Genomic DNA, 24,394 nt, shown 5'->3' with positions numbered 1-24,394 from the left:
CGACTCCGCGGGCCTGGGCACCGTCGGGGACAGGCGGTCAGACACGGGCACGCTCCTTCGAGCCGAGCAGGCCGGTCGGCCGCCAGATCAACACGAGCAGCATCACGACGTACGGGGCGACGTCGCCGAGATTGGCGCCGAGCCAGGTCATGTCGCTCTGGTAGCCGGCCATCAGCGCGGCGGTCAGGCCCACCACGAGGCTGCCCACCAAAGCGCCGGCCGCCGAGTCCATCCCGCCCAGGATCGCCGCCGGGAACGCGGCGAGCGCGATCTGGCCGGTGGAGCGATCCAGGCCGGCCGAGGGGAACGCGGCCAGGAACACCGCCGCGACCGCGGCCAGGGCGCCCGCGACGCACCACGCGATGAGTTGCACCCGGCCCAGCCGGATGCCCATCAGCGCGGCGGCCTCGCGGTCCTCGGCGGCCGCGCGCATCGACAGGCCCCACGCGGTGAACCGGAACGCGGCGAAGAACGCGCCGATCAGCACCACCGCCACCACGATGCACGCCAGTCGGGCGTCGGCGACATGCACGCCGCCCCAGTCGCGCACGCCGGCCTTCCACGGATCACCCGTGCCCAGCACGTCGGAACCGATCCGGCGGGTGAGTTCGGTGGTCAGCAGGATGTCCACGCCGATGGTGAGGATGGTCAGGGTGTGCACCTCGGTACGCCCCAGGCCGCGGATGAACAGCACCTCGACCAGTCCGGCCACCGCGGCCGTCACCAGCACCGCGACCAGCAGCGCGAGGGCGAACCCGAGGTCCTCGTGCAGCTTCGCGACGGTGAACCCGCCGAGCAGCAGCAGCGACGCGTGGGCGAAGTTGATCACCCCGGACGCCTTGAAGACGACCACGAAACCGAGTGCGATCAGGGCGTACACGGACCCGAGGGCGAAGCCGTTGAGGATGATCTCGGCGAGCTTGGTCATGTCGGGACCTCCCGGTCGGTGGGATCCGCGGCGACACCGCCGACGACCTCGTCGTCGGCCTCCTCGCCGGTCCCCAGGTAGGCGCGGATCACCGCCGGGTCGCGCTGGACGTCGGCCGGCGCGCCGCTCGCGATCCGGCGGCCGAAGTCCAGCACGGTCACCTCGTCGGCGATCCGCATCACCAGGCCCATGTCGTGCTCCACCAGCACGATCGAGATGCCGAGCGACTCACGGATCGAGGCGATCGCGTCGGCGGTCTCGGCCCGCTCCTCGGCGTTCATCCCCGCGACCGGCTCGTCCAGCAGCAGCACCTTGGGCTCCATGCACAACGCGCGGGCCATCTCGACCCGTTTGCGCATGCCGTACGGCAACAGCCCCACCGGCGCGTCGAAGACCGCGCCGAGGTGCATGAACTCGGCTATCTCGCGAGCCCGTTCGCGATGCCGCCGCTGCTCGCGGACGGCCCTGGGCAGCCGCAGCGCGGTGGCCGCGAACCCGGAGTCGGTCAACACGTGCCGGCCGAGCAGCAGGTTGTCCGCGACCGTGCCCTGGGTGAGCACGATGTTCTGGAAGGTACGGGCCAGGCCCAGCGCGGCGATCCGATGCGGCGGCAGCCTGGTCAACTCGTGCCCGCCCAGGTGCACGGTGCCGCGGTCGGCCCGATACACCCCCGAAAGCACGTTGAAACAGGTCGACTTGCCCGCACCGTTCGGGCCGATCACCGCGTGGATCGTGCCCGGCGTGACGGTGAAGCCGACCGCGTCCAGCGCGACCAGGCCGGCGAAGCGCACGGTGACCGCGCGTACGGTCAACTCGGGCACGTCGAATTCGCGCCCGTCGGCGGTCACGGTCGTGGCGGCGGTCATCCCACCCACCTCCGAAGCGGCTTGCGCGGGGTCGGACGGGCGGGCGCGGAAGCGGCGTCCGGGGCGGCCGTCTCCTCCTCGCCGAGGTACAGCCGGCGCACCTCGTCGGTACGCGCGAGGTCGGCGGACGAGCCGGCCAGCCGGACCTCGCCGACGTCGAGCACATAGGCCTTCTCGGCGAGATCCAGGGCCACCGTGACGTTCTGCTCGACGAGCAGTACCGCCACGCCCTGCGCGGCGATCTCCCGAATCACGCCCGCGATCCGACCCACCATCCGCGGCGCGAGACCCAGCGAGGGCTCGTCCAGCAGCAACAAGCGCGGCGAGGCCATCAACGCCCGCCCGATCGCCAACATCTGCTGCTCGCCACCGGACAACAGTCCGGCCCGCTGCTCGCGCCGCTCGGCGAGCACCGGGAACAGGTCGAAGACCCGCTCGCGGTTGCTCCGGATCAGTGCCGAGCCGCGGGTGCTCAGCGCCCCGGCCTGGAGGTTCTCGTCCACCGAGAGGTTGGCGAACACCCTTCGCCCCTCCGGTACCTGCACCACGCCGGCGCGCACGATCAGGGCCGGATCACGACCCGCGAGCCGTTCGCCGGCGTAGCGGATGGTGCCCGCGGCGACCGCGCCCCGATGCAGGGCCAACGTCCCGGAGACGGCCCGGAGCAATGTGCTCTTGCCGGCCCCGTTCGCCCCGAGTACCGCCACCACGCCGCTCACCGGCACATCGAGCGATACGCCGCGCAGGGCCCGCACCGACCGCCCGTAGACGACCTCGAGCCCCTCGACGAGGAGCGCTCCCGATTCCATCGCACCCCTCCCCCGCTGTTGGAGTGACCGCGATCACAGCACGGGCCACGATGGGAGTCCAGATCCCGGCCGCACAACGGGGCAACCGACCAACCCGACGGCAACGCTCTTGTGCAGCGGCACAGAACGGGGCCCGGTGCGTGGGTACGGGGTCGGTGCCACGGGTGGGTGCGCCGCTCGGCCCCCCTTCGCGGGGGCCTGGGTCGGGCCGGGGGCTCAGGTGCTCAGGCGGTGCGCGTCCAGGGCCAGGGCCAGTTCCACCAGGTCGCGCGGCAGGCCGAGTTCACGGCCCGTGAGCTGTTCCAGCCGGCGCAGCCGATTGAGCACGGTGTTGCGATGGCAGAACAGCCTGCGGCCCGCGCGGACCGCGGAGCCGCCGGAGTCGAGCCAGGCGCCGAGTGTGCCGAGCAGCAGATCGCGGTCGACCGCGTCCAGCGCGAGAATCGGCCCGAGCACGCGTGCCGCGAGGTCGTGCGCCAGGTCGGGCTGCGAGGCAACCAGCGCGGCGGGCAACCGCTCGTCCAACCGGGCGCACTCACCGTCGGCGGTACAGGTACGCAACGCGATCTCGGCGAGCCGCCGAGCCCGGCCCAACGCGGCGAGCCCGTCGACGATCGGGCTGATGCCGGCGCGGGACCCGGCCGCCGGGCCGAACGTTTCCGCAATCTCGTCCAGCCCCGCCGTGCCGAGCAGGACGACCGCGAACTCCCCCTCCGCGCGGGCCCGCCAGACCACCCGAATCCCGCTCGGCGCCACCCGCCGAGGCGTGTCGTGCACCCCGGTTCCGGGCAGCGGATGGCGCAGCGCGACCACGGCGTACCGGCCGCGCTCCGGCAGATCGAGCACGGCGGCAGCGGCGGCGAGATCGGCCGCCGGCGCCCGGCCGTCCAGGAGGGTGTCCAACAGGGCGTGCACACGCTCGTCATGACGATTCGTCAGTTCGGTCTCGACCCGCCGATACGCGTCGGCGATCGCGCTCGCGTGCCGATCGACGAAGTTCCACACATCCGTGGCCACATGCACCAACAGCCGCACCTCGTCCGGCTCCTGCTCCGCGGCGACCTCGACCAGGCTCTGCCACAACAGCACGCCACCGAGCCGATAGGCGTGCAACAGCGCGTCCAGCGGCACCCCCTGCTCGGCCCGCCGACGCGCGAGCCGCCCGGACGCCCATTGGCTGCCCTCCAACTCGCGCGGCCACACGGCGAGCGCGCCCACCCCGACCCGCAACGCCTCGTGCGCACTCTGCCAAAGCTCGTCCGGCGGCACCCCGCGGTCCAGATAGGCGGGTTCGAGCACCTGCAGCTCCGCCACGAGCCGATCCGTCAACTCCGGCAACCGCTGCGGCAACACCCGAGCGGCCCGACGCAACAATGCGGTATGAGCAGATCTGTCAGACAACTCGGTCTCCCCCTTTTGGGCGACTTCGTCGCCGGCTCGCGAGGGGCCACTTTTCTGCTCCCCCGCTTCGCTCCTCCGCAAAAAAGCGGCCCCTCGCTCGAGGCTTCGCGTCCCTCCGCTTCGCTCCGGGCCACAAAGCCCAAACCCGCGGCTCCGCCGCTCTCCGCGCTCCGCACGTCGATCACAAGGTCTCACCCACATCGTGGGCGCTGACGCGCCAATCCGCAGCGCCCTTGTCGAGCGACTTCGTCGCCGGCTCGCGAGGCACCACTTTTCTGCTCCCCCGCTTCGCTCCTCCGCAAAAAAGCGGCCCCTCACTCGGGGCTTCGCGTCCCTCCGCTTCGCTCCGGGCCACAAAGCCCAAACCCGCGGCTCCGCCGCTCTCCGCGCTCCGCACGTCGATCACAAGGTCTCACCCACATCGTGGGCGCTGACGCGCCAATCCGCAGCGCCCTCGTCGGGCGACTTCGTCGCCGGCTCGCGAGACACCACTTTTCTGCTCCCCCGCTTCGCTCCTCCGCAAAAAAGCGGCCCCTCACTCGGGGCTTCGCGTCCCTCCGCTTCGCTCCGGGCCACAAAGCCCAAACCCGCGGCTCCGCCGCTCTCCGCGCTCCGCACGTCGATCACGAATACCCACCCACATCGTGGGCGCTGACGCGCCAATCCGCAGCGCCCTCGTCAGGCGACTTCGTCGCCGGCTCGCGAGACACCACTTTTCTGCTCCCCCGCTTCGCTCCTCCGCAAAAAAGCGGCCCCTCACTCGGGGCTTCGCGTCCCTCCGCTTCGCTCCGGGCCACAAAGCCCAAACCCGCGGCTCCGCCGCTCTCCGCGCTCCGCACGTCGATCACGAATACCCACCCACATCGTGGGCGCTGACGCGCCAATCCGCAGCCGAACTCGGCGACTCAGGGAAAGCCCGCCTCGTTCTCGTGGCCGACCCACCCACCCGCGAGCAGCCCCACCCGCGCCAGAGAGGCCGACCCAGGCGCCTCAGCCCCAAAACCCCACGCCGGCCACACCAAGCGCCACACCGCCCCGAAATCCCCGACCACACCGGGGATCCACGAAGCCGGGGAGCCGGACCCCCCGCCCCCACACCGCCCCTGACGCCCCAATCCCACCCGCCCGCGACCGGCCACACCGGAGGCCGCGGGGCCGGAGCAGGTCACGCCGCCGCCCGTAAAACCCCAGCCTCCGCACCAAACGCAACGGGTGGAGCGGGTGGGTACACAACCCAAAGCAACCCGAGGCGCAACCGCAGCACCATGCGCCCAAGCCCGCAGCAGCCACACCACATGCTCAACAGGCGGACCGGGCCCACCGGTCACCAAAAACCCGCAGCCATCGAACACACGCAACGGGTGGGCGGGTGGGCACACCATCAAAGCCGAGTGCCTCGCGAGCGCAGCCAAGCGAACCCGAGCCGCATGGACCCATCAGGGCCACGCGGCCACGAGCATGGCTACCGGGGCCAAGCGAAGCGCGGGGCGCGTCGTTCCGTGAAGGCGGCCAGGCCCTCCCGGACGTCGGCCGAGCCGCGGGATTCGCGCTCCCACGTGTCGCGCCACGCGGCGAGCCGTGTCGGGTCCGTGGTGTCCGTCGCCAAAAGGTCCTTGGCGGCCCGGATCGTCAGTTGGGAGCGGGACGCGATCGTGCGGGCGAAGCCGTAGACCTTCTCGTCGGCCTCGGTCGGGTCGAAGACGTCGTCCACCAGCCCGACCCGCAGCGCATGGGCCGCGTCGATCAGTTCGGCCGAGAACAGCAGGTACTTGGCCGTCGAAACGCCCACCAGCCGGGCCAGCCGGGCCGTGGAGCCCGCGTCGTAGACGATCCCGAGCTTGGCCGGCGTCACCCCGAATCGCGCCGTCGTGTCCGCGAAGCGCAGGTCGCAGGCCCCGGCCAACTGGCATCCGCCGCCCACGCACGGGCCCTGCACATACGCGATCGTCGGCTTCGCGAACGCCGCCAACGCCTGCTCCGCGGCCGAGTTCAGCGCGTGGTAGGCGTCCGCCGCCTCGGCCGTCGCGTAGTGACCGCGCAGTTCGCGGATGTCGGCCCCCGCCGAGAACACCCCGTCGGTGCCGGTCAGCACCAGCACGCTCACCTCGGGGTCGGCCTCCAGCGCCGCCAACGTCCCCGGCAGCGCCTCCCACATCGCGGCGGTCAACGCGCCGCGGGCGTGCGGGCGATCGATGCGCAGCGTCGCCACCTCGCCCTCGACCTTGACCACGAGCCCATCGACCCCGGTATCCATCCCGCCGCCCTTTCCTCACCGCCGCACAACCGACGCACATCCGCGGCCACGCTACGGGCCACCGGCCCCCATCCGCCCGGCGCCCCGAACCGACCCGTCCACCCGAGCCGGCCGGACCTCCGGACCCCGGCCGCCGACCCGGGCCCCGGGTCGCCGTGCCATCGGCGATCACCCGACCATGCTCGACCCCACGATGTCGCCCGCCCCCCGATCGGTCTCGCCCGGGCACGGCGTGGTCGGCGACACCGTGACCCCCTCGTCCCGAACCGGATCGCGCAACATCCGCGCGCCGGCGCCCCCACGTCCCTACCGCCCCGTCCCCACCTCCTCGTGCCCCGGATCCAGCGGCGGCCCGGCCATGTCGCAGCCCACGCGCACGCACGGCTTGGCCCGCTCGGCCTCCGGCTCCGTCGGGGCCAGCGATTCGGGCGTGATGGTGAACCAGGCCACCGCCGAGCCCAGCACCAGCAGACCCGCACAGATCCACAGGGCGCGGTCGAAGCCCGTGTCCACCACGCCCGGGTCCCGATAGCCGTCACCGGACAGGCCGACCAGGGCCGGCAGTCCGGCGACCGTGAGCAGGCCCGCCGCGCGGGCCGCCGCGTTGTTGACCCCGCTCGCGATGCCCGCCCGACTGACGTCCACCGACGCCAGCACCGTCGCCGTCAGCGGCGCGACCAGCACGGCGAGCCCCAGGCCGAAGATCAGCACGCCGGGCAGTACGACGGCCGGGTAGTACGCGTCGGGGCCGATCCGCAGCAACGTCAGCAGGCCGCCCGCGCACACCAGCGGGCCCAGCGTCAGTTGCGGGCGCGGGCCGATCCGCCGGGCCAGGTCGCCCGACCGGGCCGAGAGCAGCAGCATGACCATGGTCACCGGCAGCAGCGACAAGCCGGCCTGCTGCGCCGAGTACCCCGCGACCGTCTGGAGTTCGAGCACCAGCAGCAGCATGAACGCGCCCAGCGCGCCGTACACGAACAACGTCACGATGTTGACCGACGTGAACAACCGGACCCGGAAGATGTCCAGCGGCAACATCGGCTCGCGCGTGCGCTTCTCCACGGCGACGAACACCACGGCCGTCGCGACCCCGGCCGCGCCCGCGAGGCCCGCCGCCACCGGAGTGGTCTGTGCCTCGACCAGGGCCCAGGTCACCCCCGCGAGCGCCAGCGCGGCCAGCACCGCGCCGGTCACGTCGAAGCGGCCCCGGGGTTGCGGGTCGAAGGTCTCCGGGACGGTACGCAGCGCCACCACGATGGTCACGGCCGCGAGCGGCAGGTTGATCAGGAAGACCCAGCGCCAACTGACCGCGTCCACGAGCCACCCGCCCAGGAACGGTCCGATCGCGCTCGCCACGCCGCCCAGACCCGACCAGGTGCCCACCGCCCGGGCCCGGTCGTCGGCGTGGAAGGTGGCCTGGATGATCGCCAGCGAACCGGGCGTCAGCAGCGCGCCGCCGATGCCCTGGAGCGCACGGGCGGCGATCAGCATGTCCACGTTCGGCGCGATCCCGCACAACAGCGAGGCCACCGCGAACCAGGCCACGCCGATCACGAACACCCGGCGCCGCCCGTACCGGTCCCCGAGCGCGCCGCCGAGCAGGATCAGTCCGGCCAGCGTGAGGGTGTACGCGTTGATCGTCCATTGCAGCGCCGCGAGCGAGGTGTCGAAGGAGTTCCCGATGCTGGGCAGCGCGACGTTGACCACGGTCGAGTCGAGCATCGCCATGCCTGAGCCGAGCACGGTGGCGAGCAACACCCACCGGCCGGCCGGGGTCTTGGCACGGATGCCCCCGGAGGGGAAGGTGACGGGCATCTGAGCATCATGCCCACCGCGACGGCGGGGAACTCGGACCCACTCGATCGGCCGCAACCGGCGACCCACGGGTTCGACCACGACCGGCGGCGCCCGCCCGCGCCCTCGCGGCCGGGACCTGTCCGGGGAACCGCCCCCAGCCGGCAGTCCGCGGCGCCGAGGTCCGGAAACTGCCCCCGGCCCGCCATCCACGGCGCCGGGATCCGGGGGACTGCCCCTAGCGCGCTATCCGCGGCGCCGGGATCGGCCGGATCAACCCGCGCTGCGTGGCCCGATCCGGCCCGGGCAGTACCGCCAGTGCGAAGATCATCAACAACACCGCCACCACCGCGTCCATCCAGTAGTGGTTCGCGGTCACCACGACCACCAGCAGCGTTATCGCGGGGTGCAGCCAGACCGCCCAACTCGCCACCTTGCGTCCGGAGCCGGCCGTGTGCCACACCGCCGCGACCCCGAGCGCGACCACCACGGCCCAACCCACGTGCAACGACGGCATCGCGGCGAACTGGTTTGCGATCTTGGCGCCCGCGCCGGAGTACGGCGAGTCGCCCGCGTCCATGCCGGTGTCGGTGAAGCCGGGCATCTTCCGCGGCGGCGCGAGCGGGACCAGGATGTGGATGATCAACGCGGCGCCGGTCATCATCGCCAGTATGTTGCGGACCCACTTGTAGTGCTCGCGATGGCGGATCCACAACCACAGCAGGAACGCGACCGTCGCCGGGAAGTGCACGTAGGCGTAGTACTTGTTGCAGAACGTCACCGCGGCGTGCGACTGCATGAACCAGTCCTGGATCGCCGCCTCGTCCGGCAGGCGCAGGTCCTTCTGCATGGTCAGCAACTGCTTGGCGTTGGAGAACGCGGTGCCGGTCTCACCCGAGGCCAGGCCGCGCCCGAGCTTGTAGACGCCGAACAGCAGCGCGACCAGGAACAGTTCGCGCGCCGCGTCCTTGAGCGTGCGCATCCGGCGGGCCTTGGCCGCCGCGGCCTGCGCGGCCGGGTCGGTCGCCGCCCGGTCCGACTTGCCGACCCCCGTCACCGAAGCCGCCTGCGTGGTCGGCGGCGCCTGTTCGCGCCGATCGACCTCGTGGGAGGGGCCCTCCGTGACGTTGCGCCGCACCAGATCCCCCATGCTGTCGGTTGTCTCGGTCTACCGTCGTCGGTCGGCCGCGTTCGATCCGCGCCGTCGCCACCCGGGTCGTGGACCACTGCCCGCACCGCCGCCCCGGATCACGGGTGCGGTGTTCGGCGGCAACGCTTGAGCCAGGGTAGACGGATCAGGTTAGACCGATCCTCCCCCTGAAGTACCAATCGGGGCCGGCTCCCGCGGGGTACTCCGGTCCTGCCTCTCTCCTCTGGACGTCGTAGCGGCCTCCCCGGTTCGAGGGAGCCTCACCAAGTCGTGCGCACGGCCCGCCGACGGTACGTAGGCTGCGGGTATGACCGACCCGACGGGGGAAAAGCGGCTCGTACTCGTGGTCGAGGACGAGCCCATGATCGCCGACGCGGTGGCCGCCCGGCTGCGGGCGGAGGGCTTCGGCGCGATCACCGCACCCGACGGCCCCTCCGCGCTGACCACGGCCACGACCACCCGGCCCGACCTGGTCGTGCTCGACGTGATGCTGCCCGGACTGGACGGCCTGGAGGTGTGCCGTCGGCTCCAGGCGCTGCACCCGGGCCTGCCGGTGATCATGCTGACCGCGCGCGACGACGAGACCGATCTGCTGGTCGGCCTGGCGGTGGGCGCCGACGACTACATGACCAAGCCGTTCTCGATGCGCGAGTTGGTCGCCCGGGTGCACGTACTGCTGCGCCGGATGGAGCGCGCCGAGGCGGCGGCCCGCGCGGTCTCCCCCGAGGCCGCGTTGAACCTGGGCCGGTTGCGGATCGACCGCACCCAGCGCCGGGTCCGGCTCGGCGTGGACGAGGTGCACCTGACCCCGACCGAGTTCGACCTGCTGGTCTGCCTCGCCTCGCGCCCGCGCGCCGTGCTCTCCCGCGAGCAGTTGCTCGCCGAGGTGTGGGACTGGGTGGACGCGTCCGGCACCCGGACCGTGGACAGCCACGTCAAGGCGCTGCGCCGCAAGCTCGGCGCCGAGTGGATCCGGACCGTGCACGGCGTGGGCTACGCGCTGGAGGCACCGTCCTGAACCCCGCCGATTCGCGTCCCACCCGGCCCCGCCCACGGCCCCGGCGCCCGCGCCTGCGCCGCGGCAACCTGCGGCCGCTGGATCGACTGCGCTCGATCAAGGCAAAGCTCGGCGTGCTCGTGATCGCGTCCGTGTTCGTCTCGACGCTGCTGATCATCCTGGGGCTGCGGGCCGAGGTGCGGTTCCGGTACATGCTCGTGTTCACCTCGCTGGCGTGCCTGGCGGTGACCCTGGTGCTCGCCCACGGGATGACCTCGCCGCTGCGCGAGATGACCGCCGCCGCGCAGGCGATGGCGCGCGGCGACTACTCCCGCCGGGTGCGCGCCACTTCGCGCGACGAGGTGGGCACCCTCGCCGGCGCGTTCAATCGCATGGCCGCCGACCTGGAGGCGGTGGACCGGCACCGGCGCGAACTGGTCGCCAACGTCTCGCACGAATTGCGCACGCCCATTTCCGCGCTCCACGCGGTGTTGGAGAATCTCGTGGACGGCGTGCAGAAACCCGATCCCGACACGCTGGGCCTCGCGCTCACCCAGACCGCGCGCCTGGGCCGACTCGTGTCACAACTCCTCGACCTTTCCCGGCTGGATTCGGGGGCCGTGCCGCTCCAGGCGCGCGAGTTCGCGGTGGGGCCGTTCCTGGCCGCGCTGACCGAGGAGACCGGGGCCCTGGGCAGCGACGTTCGCTTCCGGGTCGACGTACGACCGACCGATCTCATCGCGATCGCCGACCCCGAGCGGCTGCATCAGGTTGTTACCAATTTGGTGGCGAATGCCTGCCGGCACAGCCCCGTCGGTGGCACCGTGAGTCTGCACGCACGACGCGACGAGGGCCCCGGAAGCCTGTGCCTGGAAGTCCAGGACGAGGGACCCGGGATCCCGTACGGCGAGCGCGGTCGGGTCTTCGAACGGTTCACCCGCGGCGGCGAGAGCTCGTCCACCGACGGGGGCACCGGACTGGGCCTCGCGATCGCCCGCTGGGCCGTGGACCTGCATGGGGGTGATATTTCCGTAGCCGAGTCGAGCCATGGGTGCCGTATCCGAGTGCTCCTGCCCGGTGACCCGAAGTAATCGGGTGATCGGACACTTACTGCACGGGACGATCCCGACATGACGTTCCGTGACCACCAATACGGCGGGAAGCAACAAACGCGACTAAACGGTCAACCGTTTGTGATCTACGCGACGCGGAGGCCGAGGGGCCTGCGCGACACCGGTCAAAGGGCGTAGCCTTGTTTCCCGCTGTCCACCACCCCAGGAAGCGGAAGAGGGCGGTTGCCGCCGTGTCGTCACAGTCCCCTAGCAACCCGATGGCCAGCTTCGGCCCCAACGAGTGGCTCGTCGACGAGATTTACCAGCAATATTTGCAAGATCCCAACTCGGTGGATCGTGCTTGGTGGGACTTCTTCGCCGATTACAAGCCCAGCGAGCCGTCGACGCCGTCGACGCCCGCCGGCCAAGCCACCGTGGCAAGCCCGAGCGGCCCCACACCAGTGAGCGGTACCACGAACAACTCTGGAAACATCCCCGCGCCGAGCCCGGCGCAACCCCCCGTGACGGCGGCTGTGTCGTCGACCGCGACGGGGACGACGACTCCGGCCCCGGCCCCGAGCCACCCGATAATGACGAGCGGTGTACAGGACGCGGCGCCTTCGCCCACTCCCGTCCCGGCCGCCGATCCGGCTCCGGTCCAGGCCGCGCCCGCCAAGGTCGCCGCACCGACGCCCGCGCAGGCACCCGCCCCCAAGGCGGCCGCCGCGCCCGCGAAGAAGCAGCCCGCCGCGCAGCCGGACGCCGTCCAGCTCAAGGGCCCGGCGGCACGTGTCGCGATCAACATGGACTCGTCGCTCGCCATCCCCACCGCGACCAGCGTGCGGGCCGTGCCGGCCAAGCTGCTGATCGACAACCGGATCGTGATCAACAACCACCTCAAGCGCGCCCGCGGTGGCAAGGTCTCGTTCACCCACCTCATCGGCTACGCGCTCGTCCAGGCGGCCAAGTCGATGCCGTCGATGAACCACTCCTACGAGGAGCGCGAGGGCAAGCCGTTCCTGGTCAAGCCGGCGAACGTCAACCTCGGCCTGGCGATCGACCTGACGAAGGCCAACGGTGACCGCCAGCTCGTGGTGGCGGCCATCAAGAAGGCCGACGAGATGGACTTCTTCGCCTTCTGGCAGGCGTACGAGGACATCGTCCGGCGAGCCCGCTCGAACAAGCTCACGGTGGACGACTTCGCCGGGGTGACGATCTCGCTGACCAACCCGGGCGGCATCGGCACCGTGCACTCGGTGCCGCGGTTGATGCCCGGTCAGGGCACGATCGTCGGCGTGGGTGCGATGGACTACCCGGCGGAGTTCGCGGGTGCGTCCGCGGACACCCTGTCCCGCCTCGCGGTCAGCAAGACACTCACGCTGACCAGCACGTATGACCACCGCATCATCCAGGGCGCCCAGTCGGGCGAGTTCCTGCGCCGGATGAACCAGTTGCTGCTCGGTGAAGACTGCTTCTTCGAGGAGATCTTCCGTTCGCTGCGCATCCCGTACGAACCCGTGCGCTGGGTGCAGGACATCTCCGCGACGCACGAGGACGACGTCAACAAGACGGCACGTGTGCAGGAGCTCATCCACTCGTACCGGGTTCGCGGTCACCTGATGGCCGACACCGACCCGCTCGAGTACAAGCAGCGCCGGCACCCGGACCTCGACGTGGTCGAGCACGGGCTGACGCTGTGGGACCTCGAGCGCGAGTTCGCGGTCGGCGGCTTCGCCGGCCAGGCGCTGATGACCCTGCGCGACGTGCTCGGCGTGCTGCGGGACACCTACTGCCGCACCGTCGGCATCGAGTACATGCACATCCAGGACCCGGACCAGCGCCGCTGGATCCAGGAGCGGGTCGAGGTTCCGCACGCCAAGCCGGACCGCGAGGACCAGCTCCGCATCCTGCGCCGGCTGAACGCGGCCGAGGCGTTCGAGACCTTCCTGGCCACCAAGTACGTCGGCCAGAAGCGCTTCTCGCTGGAAGGCGGCGAGACCACCATCCCGCTGCTCGACGCGATCATCTCGGCCGCGGCCGAGGACGGTCTCGACGAGGTCGCGATCGGCATGGCGCACCGCGGTCGACTGAACGTGCTGACCAACATCGTCGGCAAGTCCTACGCGCAGGTCTTCCGCGAGTTCGAGGGCAACATCGACCCCAAGTCGATGCACGGCTCGGGCGACGTGAAGTACCACCTCGGCGCCGAGGGCACGTTCTCCTCCGAGGACGGCGCGCAGGTCAAGGTCTCCCTGGTGGCGAACCCCTCGCACCTGGAGGCGGTCGACCCGGTCCTGGAAGGCGTCGTGCGCGCCAAGCAGGACATCATCGACATGGAGGGCGCCGACTTCCCGGTGCTCCCCCTGTTGCTGCACGGCGACGCCGCGTTCGCGGGCCAGGGCGTGGTCGCCGAGACGCTGAACATGTCGCAGCTGCGCGGATACCGCACCGGCGGCACGATCCACGTGGTGATCAACAACCAGGTCGGCTTCACCGCCTCCCCGGCCTCGTCGCGCTCGTCCATCTACGCGACCGACGTCGCGCGGATGATCGAGGCGCCGATCTTCCACGTCAACGGCGACGACCCCGAGCAGTGCGTGCGGATCGCGCAACTCGCGTTCGAGTACCGGCAGACGTTCCACAAGGACGTCGTGATCGACCTCATCTGCTACCGGCGCCGGGGTCACAACGAGGCCGACAACCCGTCCTTCACGCAGCCGCTGATGTACGACCTGATCGACAAGAAGCGCTCGGTGCGCAAGCTCTACACCGAGGCCCTCATCGGTCGTGGCGACATCACCGTCGAGGAGGCGGAGCAGGCGCTCAAGGACTACCAGGACCAGCTGGAGAAGGTCTTCTCCGAGGTCCGGCAGGCCACCGCGCCGCAGGCTCCGCAGGCGACCCCGGCCGCGCCCGCGGCGGACATCGCCTTCCCGCGGATCGACCCGACCGGGATCCCGCACGAGACGGTCAAGCGGATCGTCGAGTCGCAGGTCTCGCTGCCCGAGGACTTCGCCGTGCACCCGCGTCTGCAGCCGCAGTTGCAGCGCCGCGCGGCGATGGTCGAGGACGGCACGATCGACTGGGCGATGGGCGAGACGCTCGCGTTCGGCTCGCTCCTGATGGAGGGGCGCCCGGTGCGCCTGGCCGGTCAGGACAGCCGCCGCGGCACCTTCGGCCAGCGGCACTCGGTCCTGGTGGACCGCGCGTCCGGCGCCGAGTACACGCCGCTCGCGCACCTGTCCGACGACCAGGCCAAGTTCACCGTGTACGACTCGCTGCTCAGCGAGTTCGCCGCGATGGGCTTCGAGTACGGCTACTCGCTGGCCCGGCCGCAGTCGCTGGTGTTGTGGGAGGCGCAGTTCGGCGACTTCGCCAACGGCGCACAGTCGATCATGGACGAGTTCATCTCCTCCGCCGAGCAGAAGTGGCACCAGCACTCCGGTGTGGTCCTGCTGCTTCCGCACGGCTACGAGGGCCAGGGCCCGGACCACTCGTCCGCGCGCATCGAGCGCTACCTGCAGATGTGCGCGCAGAACAACATGACGGTGGCCGCGCCGACCCTGCCGAGCAACTACTTCCACCTGTTGCGCTGGCAGGCGCTCAACCCGCACCACAAGCCGCTCGTGGTGTTCACCCCGAAGTCGATGCTGCGGCTGAAGGCCGCCGCGTCGAAGATCGAGGAGTTCACCGGCGGGCAGTTCCAGCCGGTGATCGGCGACACCACGGTGGACCCGAGCAAGGTCAAGCGCGTGGTCATGTCCTCCGGCAAGTTCCACTACGACCTGGCCGCCGGCCGGGCCAAGGCCGGTCGCGACGACGTCGCGCTGGTGCGGGTGGAGCGGCTCTACCCGCTGCCGGTGGCCGAGCTCAAGGCCGAGCTGGAGCGGTACGGTCTGGACCGCTACGGCAAGGACCTGGAGCTGGTCTGGGCCCAGGAGGAGCCGACCAACCAGGGCGCGTGGCCGTTCATCGCGCTCAACCTGGTCGAGTACGGCCTGCCGGCTCCGCGTCGGATCGCGCGTCCGTCGTCCTCGTCGCCCGCGGTCGGTTCGGCCAAGCGGCACGAGGCCGAGCAGCAGGGTCTGGTCGAGGAAGCGATGAGCTGATCCTCGGCTTTCGCTGATCCACCGACTCCGCCCCGGCCGCGTACGATGCGCGCCGGGGCGGAGTCGCGTGCCCCGGGTAGCGCGCACCCGAACACCCACCGGACACACACACCGGAGTCGGAGAACATGTACTTCACGGACCGTGGCATCGAGGAGCTGGAGAAGCGACGCGGCGAGGAGGAGGTGTCCCTCGCGTGGCTCGCCGAGCAGTTGCGCACGTTCGTGGACCTGAACCCCGAGTTCGAGACCCCCGTCGAGCGGCTCGCGACCTGGCTCGCCCGGTTGGACGACGACGAGGACGACGAGTAGCCGAACCCGCCCGCGCGTCGGCGGGCCGGTCCGCGGTCCGCCGGGTCCCGGTCAGGCGTCGCCGGCGCGCCGGAGCGTACGGGTGTGCCACAGGGCCCAGCCGGCGCCGTACAGCACCAGCCCCACCGCCAGGCCGCGGCCGAAGCCGGTCGCGGCGCCGAAGCCGAGCACCTCGAAGGCGGGCACCCGCCCGTCGGGGAACGGCAGCAGCGCCTTGGCCGCGCCGAGCGCGCCGACCAGCACCAGCGCGCCGAGCACCGCCCAGCGCCCGGCCACGGGCATCCGCAGGCCCGTGATCGGCCGTGCCGGCAGCCGGCCCACCCAGCGCCACGTCCACACCGCGCACGTGGTCAGCCCGACCACCGTGCTGACGTGCTGGAGCAGCACGTAGCCCGGCCGCAGGCCGAAGAATTCCCGGCGCAGCTCGGGCAGTACGTGCGCCACGCCCGGGTCGTCGTGGTGCGTCCAGGCGTCCCACGCGATGTGCGAGAGGCCGCCCAGGATCGCGGAGACCACCAACCACACGCCGACCGCGAGGGTTTCCCGCAGGAACGGCCGCCCGGCCCGCGCGGCGGCGTACAGCCGGCCCGGCAGGCGCGGTCTGAGCGGCTCCTCCAGGGCCGCCCGGACCCGATCCGGGCACAGCACCAGCAGCGGTCTCGCGAGCAGGTGGAAGACGAGTACGAGCAACGCGGTGAGCGCGATGTTCAGACCCAGCACGCCCGGCCACAGTTCGTGGGTGGCCTGCCGGTCGGCGCGCATCGGCAGGAAGTCCAGGGACACGAACAGGATCACGTCCGGTGCCATCGCCCCGAAGGCCAGCGCGGAGGCAATCAGCGGCCCGTGTCGGCCCGCCCCGTCCCCGGCCGTGGTTCCGGTACGGGTGGCGCCCTGGAGCGGCAGCACCGCGGCGATGTGGCTGAGCGTGAATGGCATGCGTGGTGCCCCCGTGCTGGATGCCGTAGGCGGGCGCGCCCGCTCGCGCGCACGCGCGCGCCACGGGCACGACGCGCGGATGAGCGAAGTCCCTCGGCTTCGAGAAACGCGGAAAGCAGACCCGATGGTTCCCTTGACGTGCGGGAGACGCGATATATCGTGAATGCCAGAGCTTCGCGATATATCGCGTTCGGCACTCCGACCCGAAGGGGAGGGTCCATGTCCCGATGGATGATCGAGGAACCACAGGACCTCACACTCGACCCCGTGCGCGTGCTCCGCGTACGCACGATCGGCGGCCTGGTCGACGTCGTGGGCACCGACGGACCGCCGCGCCTGGAGGTGCACGCCGTCGAGGGGCCGCCGCTCCAGGTGACCCATGACGAGGTGAGCGGCGAACTGGTCGTCTCCTACCCGGACTTGACCGGGAAGCACCTGATGAACTGGTTCCAGAGCGCCCGGCGGCGGGCCGACTTCAAGGCGTTCATGGCGGACGGGCGCGCGCTCGGGCGCCGGCACGCCGAGGTCTCGCTGGCCGTGCCCTGGGACTGCACGGTGGAGATCGGCGTGGTCTCCGCGCACGCGACCGTCTCCGGCATGCACGGCGACACCACCGTGCGCAGCATCGGCGGCGACGTGACCCTGGTCGGGCTGACCGGCACGGTCGACGCCAACACCGTCTCCGGGTCGGTGGACGCCGAGTCGATGGCCGGCGACCTCGGCGTGGTGACCGTGGCCGGTTCGCTCACCGTGATCGAGGGCACCGGCGGCCGGGTCCGGGCCAACTCGGTCTCCGGCTCGATGACGCTCGACCTGGACGCGGTCGGCCGCAGCCACGTGCAGCTGAGCACCGTCTCCGGCGAATTGACGGTACGACTGCCGCACGAGGGCGACATGCACGTGGACGTGCGCAGCGCGGTGGGCTCGGTCGACTCGGTGTTCGACGAGCTGACCACGAGCGCCAGGTTCGGCGCGAGCCACGTCAGCGGCAAGCTCGGCGAGGGCTCGGGACGGCTCCGGATCAACTCGGTATCGGGCCCTGTGACGTTGTTGCGTCGCGCCCCGGAGGGAAAGGTGATCGCATGACCCCGGTCTTCGGGCACGGCCGCCTGCGGCTGTACCTGCTCAAGCTGCTCGACGAGAGCCCCCGACACGGCTACGAGGTCATCCGGCTGCTGCACGACCGCTTCCTGGGCCTGTACGCCCCCTCGGCGGGCACGGTCTACCCGCGCCTGGCCAAGCTCGAACAGGAGGGCCTGGTCGAGCACGACGTGGAGGGCGGCCGGAAGGTCTACCGGATCACCGCTGCCGGCCGGGACGAGTTGGCGGCTCGCCAGGAGGAATTGGCCCAACTGGAGGCGCAGATCCGGGAGTCGGTCTACGAGCGGGCCCGGGAGATCCGGGACGAGGTGCGCACGTCCGCGCAGAACCTGCGCGAGGAACTGGGCCGGGCAGCCCGCGAGGTCCGCAAGACGCCCCGCACCACGACCGAGGAACGCACCGAGCCCAAGGGTTGGGAGCCGATCTTCTCGCAACGCATGGCCGATCTCGCCGAGGGCCTGGCGCACAACCTGGTCGACCTGGCCGGCAAGCCTGGCCTGCACGACCTGGAGCGCGAACTACGCCGCCGCTTCGGCGCCACCGACCCGGAACCCACCACCGCCCGCGCCCGAGCCGAAGACGCCTGGTCCAAGGAAACCGACCGCCCCACCCGCGACACGGACTCCTTCGACCTCGAAGCGATCCTCGACACCATCCGCACCGAACTGACCCCCCTGGCCCACCGAGCCGGCATCACCCCCGACCAATTCGACCGAGCCCGCACGGTAGTGATCACCGCGCTAAACGACCTCCGCCAAATCTTCACCGAAGACCCCCCACCCTGACCCCACCCCCAGGCCATCACGCAAGTCCACCCAGCCCGGCCGGCGCATGAGGCCACTCAGCCCGGCCCGGGCGCCCGAGGTCAGCCGAACCCAATCCAGCCCGGCCGGCGCATGAGGCCACCCAGCCCGGCCGGCGCTTGAGGCCAACCCAGCCAAACCACGCCCGAGGTCAGCCGAACTCCCCTCAGCCCGGCCGGCGCTTGAGGCCAACCCAGCCCGACCGAGCACATGAGGTCAGCCGAACCCAATCCAGCCCGGCCGACGCGCATGAGGCCAACCCAGCCCGCCCAACCGAGTTCAGCCACGCCGATGGAGCGTCGCCAACTCCACCCGCCCCAAGCCCATTTGCCGCACGTCCACCGACTCGACTCGCCCGCTCCGCCCGACCGCGACCTTCGGATACACCGGCGGCAACACCACCGCGTCGCGCGCCACGATCTCCCCCGCCACCCGCGTGAGTGTCGCCCGCCGAGAGGTATCCGCCGTCCCCCAGGCCCGCTCGACCAAGCGATCCAACTCGGGATTCACATACCCCGTGCTCTCCGGACTCGTCGACACCGCCGCCGACAACACCGCGAACCCCGTCCGCCCCACCGCGTACGCGGACCCCCGCAGGTCGACCAGCGCGACATCGAAGTCCCCGACCCGCCGCCGCGCGACCCACGTCGCCGGATCCACCCGCTCGACCGTGACGGTGAACCCGACCCGGTTCCACCCCTCGGCCAGCACCCGCGCCACGTCCGGCAGTTCCGCCGCCTCCCCGACCACCGCGAGCAGCGTGAACCGCACCCCGGGCGGCACCGGCGCCTCGCCGAACATCGCGGTGACCCGCTCCGGCTCCACGGTCGGCCCGGCGGTCGCGCTCGGACTCGGCTTCGGGGACGCGGTCGGACTCACCCCGCGGCCGTACGGCGTGTACTCCGGGTCCCACCCCTCGTTGCCCGGCCCCAACGGCCCTTGCCCGATCACCGCGTCGCCCCGGTACACCTCCTGCGACACCCGGGTGCGATCCATCCCGAACGCCAGCGCCCGCCGCACCGCGACGTTGTCGAACGGGGGCCGGCGCAGATTGGGCAGCACCACCAGGTCGGCCGGCCCGCTCGCGGTCTGCACGTACGTGTCGTCCGAGCGCCGCAACCGCCGCACCTGGTCCGGTGTCGGACGCGGGTACACCGCGAGCCGACGCGCCTTCAGGTCGGCCACCGCGTCGGTCGAGGCACGGAAGTCGATGCCCTCCAACGGCACCGCCTTGCCGCGGTGGTCCGGATCGCGCCGCAGCGCCACCACCGCCCCGTCCGCACCCGCCAACCGGAACGGCCCGGTGCCGACCAGCGCCCGCGGATCGCCCAGCGTCGCCTGGTGCGGGATCGGCAGGCAGGCCAGCAGGGCGCGCAGCGCGCCGAACGGCCGCGGCAGCTCGATCCGTACGGTCCGCGCGTCCGGCGCCTCGATCGCGCCGAACCGGCCCGCCAGCCACGGCGCCCAGTCGCCCGCCGTCGCCGGATCGCCCACCCGGCGCAGACAGGCCACCACGTGCTCGGCGGTGAACGGGTCCCCGCCGTGGAAGCGCACGTCCGGCCGCAGCCGGATGGTCCAGCTCAGCCCGTCCGGCGCGATCTGCGGATCGGCCCCGGCGAGCACCGGCCCGATCGTGGTGTCGTCCCGGTAGGTATAGAGCGCCTCGACCACGGGGTCGGCGATCCAGCGCACCGGCTCGGCCGTCGCGTACACGGGGTTGAGCACATCCGGCAGGCGGGACACGCCGACCGTGAGCGTGCCCCCGGAACGCAGTTCCCGGCCCGTGCAGGAGGCGAGCAGGCCGGCGGACACCGCGGCCACCCCCGTACCGGCCCCGAGGGCTAGTACGCGGCGACGGGACAACGGCATCCGGCGGTCCTTCCGAGACGACCCGGGCACGTGCGGACCGGCGTGATGATCAAGGGGTGAGGACGATCTTGCCGAACAGATCGCCCCGGGCCAACCGTCGGAACCCCTCGTGCGCCTCGGTGAGCGGCAGCACGGTGTCGATCACCGGCCGCACCCCGCCGTGCGCGCACAGCCGGAGCAGGCCCGCCAACTCGTCCCGGTCGCCCATCGTGGAGCCGACCACGCGCAGTTCCTGGAAGAAGATCCGGGTCAGTTCCGCGGCCGCCGGCCGGTCGCCCGAGGTGGCGCCGGAGATCACGATCGTGCCGCCGGGCTTGAGGCTCTTGACCGAGTGCGACCAGGTCGCCGCGCCGACGGTCTCCATCACCGCGTCGACCCGCTCGGGCAGTCGGGCACCGGACGCGAAGGCCGCGTCGGCGCCGAGTTCGATCGCCCGGGCGTTCTTCGCCTCGTCCCGGCCGGTCACCCACATCCGGTAGCCGGCCGCCTTGCCGAGCACCACGAGGGCCGTGGACACACCGCCGCCGGCGCCCTGGACCAGCACCGTGCCGCCCGGGCGCACGCCCGAGTTGGTGAACAACATCCGATACGCGGTCAGCCAGGCGGTGGGCAGACAGCAGGCCTGCTCGAAGGACAGTTCGGCGGGCTTGGGCAGCAGGTTCCAGCGCGGTACGGCGACCTTCTCGGCGAAGGTGCCCTGGTAGCGCTCGGTCAGGATGGAGCGGGGCTCGTCGGTGCCCGGGCCGCCGATCACCGAGTGCACGACGACCTCGTTGCCGTCCTCGTCGATCCCGGCCGCGTCGCAGCCCAGGATCATCGGCAGTCGGTCCTCGGTGATGCCCACGCCCTTGAGGGTCCACAGGTCGTGGTGGTTGAGCGAGGCGGCCTTGACGGTCACGGTCGTCCACCCCGGCGGCAGCCCGCCGTCGTGGCCGGGCTCGGGGTGCTCCCCGAGCCGGAGGCCGGACAGGGGGTCCTGGGCATCGATGCTCACGGCACTCACGGCAAACATGGGAGGCACCCTACTGACGACGTGTGCGGTCCGCCCGGTCGGGCGGACCGCACACGTCCACGGGTCGCCGTGGATGCGATCGCGTCGTCGAACGGTCGGCGAGGAGCCGTCGGACGATCACCGATCCACGGACCGCGGCTCAGATACGCGCGACGCCGTCCTGACGGGCGGCCTCGGCCACGGCCTTGGTCACCGCCGGTGCCACCCGCTCGTCGAACGGCGACGGGATCACCTTGTCGGGCGAGAGTTCGTCGGCGACGACCGCGGCCAGCGCCTCGGCTGCGGCCACCTTCATCCCCTCGGTGATGCGCTTGGCACGCACCGACAGGGCGCCGGCGAACACACCCGGGAAGGCGAGCACGTTGTTGATCTGGTTCGGGTAATCGCTGCGCCCGGTGGCCACCACGGCCGCGTACTTGTGCGCCAGGTCCGGGTCGATCTCCGGGTTCGGGTTGGCCATCGCGAAGATGATCGCCTGCGGCGCCATGGTCGCCACGACCTCCTCGGGCACCTTGCCCGCGGACACGCCGAGGAAGACGTCGGCGCCGCGCATGGCCTCCTCGATGCCGCCCTTGAGCTTGGCCTTGTTGGTCAGCTCGGCGATGATCCGCTTGATCTGCGTGAGGTCGTCCCGACCCTCGTGCACGATGCCCCGGCTGTCCACCACGCACAGGTCGCCGATGCCCGCCTCGATCAGGATCTTGGCGATCGCGATGCCCGCCGCGCCCGCGCCGGAGATGACCGCGCGCAGGTCGGAGAGCCGGCGCCCGGTCACCGTGGCCGCGTTGCGCAGCGCGGCCAACGCGACGATCGCCGTGCCGTGCTGGTCGTCGTGGAAGACCGGGATGTCCAGCCGCTCCTGGAGCCGGCGCTCCACCTCGAAGCAGCGCGGCGCGCTGATGTCCTCCAGGTTGATGCCGCCGAAGGACGGCGCGAGCCGGGCGATGGTGTCCACCAGCTCGTCCACGTCGGTGCAGGAGAGCGCGAGCGGCACGGCGTCGATGCCGGCGAACTCCTTGAACAGGATCGCCTTGCCCTCCATCACCGGCAGGGACGCGGCGGGCCCGATGTCGCCCAGGCCGAGCACCGCGGTGCCGTCGGTGACCACGGCGACCGTGTTGGAGACCCACGTGTAGTCGTGGACGAGTTCCGGGTTCTCGGCGATGGCCGTGCACACACGTGCCACACCGGGCGTATAGGCGAGGGACAGATCGTCCCGATTGCGCACCGGGACGGTCGAGCGAACTTCCATTTTCCCGCCCCGGTGCAGGGCGAAGACCGGATCGAGTTCGTCCGTCGCCGTGCTGTCCGTGGGGATGATCTCCGCTGCCACAGTGACCCCTTTGTAGACATTGTCAGTAGAAGTGCAGCTCTCGGAGCGCGATCGCAGGCTGCATGCCTCAGCGACATCGGCGCTTCGTGCAGCGCACATGATCCGGCTGAGGTTACGGGGGTCACCCGTGACGCCGATTTTGGCATACCCCCCGAATGGCGGAGCGCCGGGGCGATGAGCCGATTACCACCTTTTTGTGATGGCGCGTCAGACCCCTTCTCGCAACTGGCCAAGACGCTAGTGCCACGCGCAGTAGGCTGACAGTAACCGCCGCCACATCCGACCCCGTCGACCCGTGCGAACCTCGGGCGCGACAGCGCGCGGAAAGCACGCGCCCGAAGCGAAGGCGGCGACCGCGACCGAAGGGCAGTCGTTGGATCTCTCCTCCTACGCCGAGCACGCGGTCCGCCTGGTCAACACCGAACAACCGGCGCGCGGCGAGGATCTGCTGCGCTCCCCCGAGGACGTGCTCGCGCTGATCGCACCCGTTCGGCGGATCCCGCCACGGGTGACCGACGCCGACGTGACCCGGCTGCGTTCGGTCCGCACCCGCCTGCGCGCGGTCTTCGTGGACGCCGCCGCCGGACGCGAGGCGGACGCGGTCGCCACCCTCAACGGCCTGCTCGCCGAGTTCCCCGTACATCCGCGCCTGACCGGCCACGACGCCAGCGCGTGGCACCTGCACCTGGCGGGCGACGCGGTGGGCGCGGCCGAGGGTTTCGCCGCGATAGCCGGCATGGGTCTGGCGGTACAGCTCACCGCGCACGGCATCGACCGCCTGGGTGTGTGCCAGGCACCTCCGTGCCGGAACGTGTTCCTGGACCTGTCCGCAAACCGCTCCCGCCGGCACTGCTCGGACCGCTGTACCTCGCGCACGAACGTCGCGCTGTATCGGGCCAGACGCCGGGCCCGCGAGCCCGAGCCCGACCGACATACCTGACATTGGCGGGTTGGCGAGTCGCGGACTGTGGCACATGTACATGGACGGCGTGATCTCGCGGTGCGAAATTACCAAACTCAGGTACACTACGTACTCGTCAAATCACATATCGTGACGTACCGTCGTGTACACAGCAGCCTCGGTCGTTCCCGCACCCGTTCCCGCATCGGTGACGACAGTTCTCGGCCGGCGCGGTAGCGTCGCTGGGGTTCCCCCGACATCGGTGGTGACCGCCCGCGGCGGCGGCCACCCACAGCAGCACCTTGGAGGTGAGGGTGTCCCAGCGATCCGCACACACGGCGGACGAAGCCGGCACCGGACAGCGGGACTTCGTCGAGGTCCGACTGCCTGCCGAAGGTGCCTATCTCTCCGTCCTGCGCACCGCGACGGCGGGCCTCGCGGCCCGGCTCGACTTCACTCTGGACGAGATCGAGGATCTGCGCATCGCGGTCGACGAGGCGTGCGCGATGCTGCTCGACCAGGCGGTGGCCGGCGGAGTCCTCTCCTGCGTGTTCAACCTGGTGGGCGACGCGCTGCACGTCACCGTGTCCGCGCCGACCACCGACGGCAGAACACCCGCGCGCGACACGTTCGCCTGGACCGTCCTGTCGGCACTCGCCGGCGAGGTGGACGCGACGGTGGACCAGGACAAGGTGGTCAGCATCAGCCTGCACAAGAAGCGCGGTGGCGGGCCGGAGCAGACGTGAGCAGTGGTGTTGAAGGCGCGGCCA

General features: G+C 71.3%; 19 protein-coding genes. 8 read left to right on the top strand and 11 right to left on the bottom strand.

The annotated features are described in order from the left end of the window. Positions 1-37: 37 nt before the first annotated feature. The 7 genes from ACZ4FV_RS17895 to ACZ4FV_RS17865 all read right to left on the bottom strand — a co-directional run bounded on the left by ACZ4FV_RS17895 (position 38) and on the right by ACZ4FV_RS17865 (position 9,202). Positions 38-928: a branched-chain amino acid ABC transporter permease gene (locus ACZ4FV_RS17895; RefSeq protein ID WP_395866156.1), complete on the bottom strand. Its 891-nt coding sequence runs from the start codon at positions 926-928 to the stop codon at positions 38-40. Further along, positions 925-1,794, bottom strand: coding sequence for an ABC transporter ATP-binding protein (locus tag ACZ4FV_RS17890; RefSeq protein ID WP_395866158.1), 870 nt, complete (start codon positions 1,792-1,794; stop codon positions 925-927). The genes ACZ4FV_RS17895 and ACZ4FV_RS17890 overlap by 4 nt, the downstream gene beginning before the upstream one ends. Beyond that, on the bottom strand, positions 1,791-2,603 hold the full coding sequence (locus tag ACZ4FV_RS17885; protein ID WP_402230546.1) for an ABC transporter ATP-binding protein: 813 nt from the start codon (positions 2,601-2,603) through the stop codon (positions 1,791-1,793). Before ACZ4FV_RS17885 ends, ACZ4FV_RS17890 begins: the two co-directional genes overlap by 4 nt. Before the next feature lie 216 nt (positions 2,604-2,819). After that, a complete protein-coding gene (locus tag ACZ4FV_RS17880) occupies positions 2,820-4,004 on the bottom strand; it encodes a PucR family transcriptional regulator (protein ID WP_402230543.1) in 1,185 nt (394 codons plus the stop codon). A 1,462-nt stretch (positions 4,005-5,466) separates the two neighbouring features. Next, a complete protein-coding gene (locus ACZ4FV_RS17875; RefSeq protein WP_402230541.1) occupies positions 5,467-6,258 on the bottom strand; it encodes an enoyl-CoA hydratase/isomerase family protein in 792 nt (263 codons plus the stop codon). Between the two features lie 306 nt (positions 6,259-6,564). After that, entirely contained in the window at positions 6,565-8,073 is a 1,509-nt protein-coding gene (locus ACZ4FV_RS17870) for an MFS transporter (RefSeq protein ID WP_395866166.1), read from the bottom strand. Between the two features lie 217 nt (positions 8,074-8,290). Beyond that, a complete protein-coding gene (locus tag ACZ4FV_RS17865; protein WP_402230539.1) occupies positions 8,291-9,202 on the bottom strand; it encodes a phosphatase PAP2 family protein in 912 nt (303 codons plus the stop codon). Between the two features lie 307 nt (positions 9,203-9,509). On the opposite strand from ACZ4FV_RS17865, the gene ACZ4FV_RS17860 reads away from it, so the two are divergent. The 4 genes from ACZ4FV_RS17860 (at position 9,510) to ACZ4FV_RS17845 (ending at position 15,669) form a co-directional block, all read left to right on the top strand. Further along, entirely contained in the window at positions 9,510-10,220 is a 711-nt protein-coding gene (locus ACZ4FV_RS17860; protein WP_395866170.1) for a response regulator transcription factor, read from the top strand. After that, complete coding sequence (locus ACZ4FV_RS17855) at positions 10,217-11,290, top strand: HAMP domain-containing sensor histidine kinase (protein WP_395866512.1); 1,074 nt, start codon at positions 10,217-10,219, stop codon at positions 11,288-11,290. Before ACZ4FV_RS17860 ends, ACZ4FV_RS17855 begins: the two co-directional genes overlap by 4 nt. 239 nt (positions 11,291-11,529) lie before the next feature. Then, positions 11,530-15,360, top strand: coding sequence for a multifunctional oxoglutarate decarboxylase/oxoglutarate dehydrogenase thiamine pyrophosphate-binding subunit/dihydrolipoyllysine-residue succinyltransferase subunit (locus ACZ4FV_RS17850; RefSeq protein WP_402230537.1), 3,831 nt, complete (start codon positions 11,530-11,532; stop codon positions 15,358-15,360). A 126-nt stretch (positions 15,361-15,486) separates the two neighbouring features. Beyond that, positions 15,487-15,669, top strand: coding sequence for a DUF6104 family protein (locus tag ACZ4FV_RS17845; RefSeq protein ID WP_020557400.1), 183 nt, complete (start codon positions 15,487-15,489; stop codon positions 15,667-15,669). A gap of 51 nt (positions 15,670-15,720) precedes the next feature. Here ACZ4FV_RS17845 and ACZ4FV_RS17840 read toward each other — a convergent pair whose 3' ends face one another. Further along, entirely contained in the window at positions 15,721-16,605 is an 885-nt protein-coding gene (locus tag ACZ4FV_RS17840) for a DUF4184 family protein (RefSeq protein WP_395866174.1), read from the bottom strand. A gap of 219 nt (positions 16,606-16,824) precedes the next feature. Here ACZ4FV_RS17840 and ACZ4FV_RS17835 point away from each other — a divergent pair, with 219 nt between their 5' ends. After that, positions 16,825-17,691: a DUF4097 family beta strand repeat-containing protein gene (locus tag ACZ4FV_RS17835; RefSeq protein WP_395866176.1), complete on the top strand. Its 867-nt coding sequence runs from the start codon at positions 16,825-16,827 to the stop codon at positions 17,689-17,691. After that, positions 17,688-18,491, top strand: a complete 804-nt coding sequence (locus ACZ4FV_RS17830) for a PadR family transcriptional regulator (protein WP_402230531.1) — start codon at positions 17,688-17,690, stop codon at positions 18,489-18,491. Before ACZ4FV_RS17835 ends, ACZ4FV_RS17830 begins: the two co-directional genes overlap by 4 nt. 297 nt (positions 18,492-18,788) lie before the next feature. Here ACZ4FV_RS17830 and ACZ4FV_RS17825 read toward each other — a convergent pair whose 3' ends face one another. The 3 genes from ACZ4FV_RS17825 to ACZ4FV_RS17815 form a co-directional block, all read right to left on the bottom strand. After that, on the bottom strand, positions 18,789-20,378 hold the full coding sequence (locus ACZ4FV_RS17825) for an ABC transporter substrate-binding protein (protein ID WP_465322876.1): 1,590 nt from the start codon (positions 20,376-20,378) through the stop codon (positions 18,789-18,791). A gap of 49 nt (positions 20,379-20,427) precedes the next feature. Further along, positions 20,428-21,390, bottom strand: coding sequence for a zinc-binding dehydrogenase (locus ACZ4FV_RS17820; protein WP_395866182.1), 963 nt, complete (start codon positions 21,388-21,390; stop codon positions 20,428-20,430). Between the two features lie 139 nt (positions 21,391-21,529). Next, complete coding sequence (locus ACZ4FV_RS17815; protein WP_395866184.1) at positions 21,530-22,723, bottom strand: NAD(P)-dependent malic enzyme; 1,194 nt, start codon at positions 22,721-22,723, stop codon at positions 21,530-21,532. 295 nt (positions 22,724-23,018) lie between these two features. Between ACZ4FV_RS17815 and ACZ4FV_RS17810 the strand changes: the two genes are divergently transcribed. Beyond that, positions 23,019-23,663: a CGNR zinc finger domain-containing protein gene (locus ACZ4FV_RS17810; protein WP_402230525.1), complete on the top strand. Its 645-nt coding sequence runs from the start codon at positions 23,019-23,021 to the stop codon at positions 23,661-23,663. A gap of 263 nt (positions 23,664-23,926) precedes the next feature. After that, entirely contained in the window at positions 23,927-24,370 is a 444-nt protein-coding gene (locus tag ACZ4FV_RS17805) for an ATP-binding protein (RefSeq protein ID WP_395866188.1), read from the top strand. Positions 24,371-24,394 lie beyond the last annotated feature (24 nt).

It is taken from the genome of Embleya sp. NPDC025285, from assembly GCF_055558835.1.
Note: the sequence above shows the minus strand (reverse complement) of the source record. Positions and strands in the feature narration are given on the sequence as shown.

Excerpts from the sequence above, each read along its gene's own strand:
- ACZ4FV_RS17895 (WP_395866156.1), bottom strand. The coding sequence starts at position 928 with ATGACCAAGCTCGCCGAGATCATCCTCAACGGCTTCGCCCTCGGGTCC.
- ACZ4FV_RS17890 (WP_395866158.1), bottom strand. The coding sequence starts at position 1,794 with ATGACCGCCGCCACGACCGTGACCGCCGACGGGCGCGAATTCGACGTG.
- ACZ4FV_RS17885 (WP_402230546.1), bottom strand. The coding sequence starts at position 2,603 with ATGGAATCGGGAGCGCTCCTCGTCGAGGGGCTCGAGGTCGTCTACGGG.
- ACZ4FV_RS17875 (WP_402230541.1), bottom strand. The coding sequence starts at position 6,258 with ATGGATACCGGGGTCGATGGGCTCGTGGTCAAGGTCGAGGGCGAGGTG.
- ACZ4FV_RS17870 (WP_395866166.1), bottom strand. The coding sequence starts at position 8,073 with ATGCCCGTCACCTTCCCCTCCGGGGGCATCCGTGCCAAGACCCCGGCC.
- ACZ4FV_RS17865 (WP_402230539.1), bottom strand. The coding sequence starts at position 9,202 with ATGGGGGATCTGGTGCGGCGCAACGTCACGGAGGGCCCCTCCCACGAG.
- ACZ4FV_RS17860 (WP_395866170.1), top strand. The coding sequence starts at position 9,510 with ATGACCGACCCGACGGGGGAAAAGCGGCTCGTACTCGTGGTCGAGGAC.
- ACZ4FV_RS17850 (WP_402230537.1), top strand. The coding sequence starts at position 11,530 with ATGGCCAGCTTCGGCCCCAACGAGTGGCTCGTCGACGAGATTTACCAG.
- ACZ4FV_RS17845 (WP_020557400.1), top strand. The coding sequence starts at position 15,487 with ATGTACTTCACGGACCGTGGCATCGAGGAGCTGGAGAAGCGACGCGGC.
- ACZ4FV_RS17840 (WP_395866174.1), bottom strand. The coding sequence starts at position 16,605 with ATGCCATTCACGCTCAGCCACATCGCCGCGGTGCTGCCGCTCCAGGGC.
- ACZ4FV_RS17835 (WP_395866176.1), top strand. The coding sequence starts at position 16,825 with ATGTCCCGATGGATGATCGAGGAACCACAGGACCTCACACTCGACCCC.
- ACZ4FV_RS17830 (WP_402230531.1), top strand. The coding sequence starts at position 17,688 with ATGACCCCGGTCTTCGGGCACGGCCGCCTGCGGCTGTACCTGCTCAAG.
- ACZ4FV_RS17825 (WP_465322876.1), bottom strand. The coding sequence starts at position 20,378 with ATGCCGTTGTCCCGTCGCCGCGTACTAGCCCTCGGGGCCGGTACGGGG.
- ACZ4FV_RS17820 (WP_395866182.1), bottom strand. The coding sequence starts at position 21,390 with ATGTTTGCCGTGAGTGCCGTGAGCATCGATGCCCAGGACCCCCTGTCC.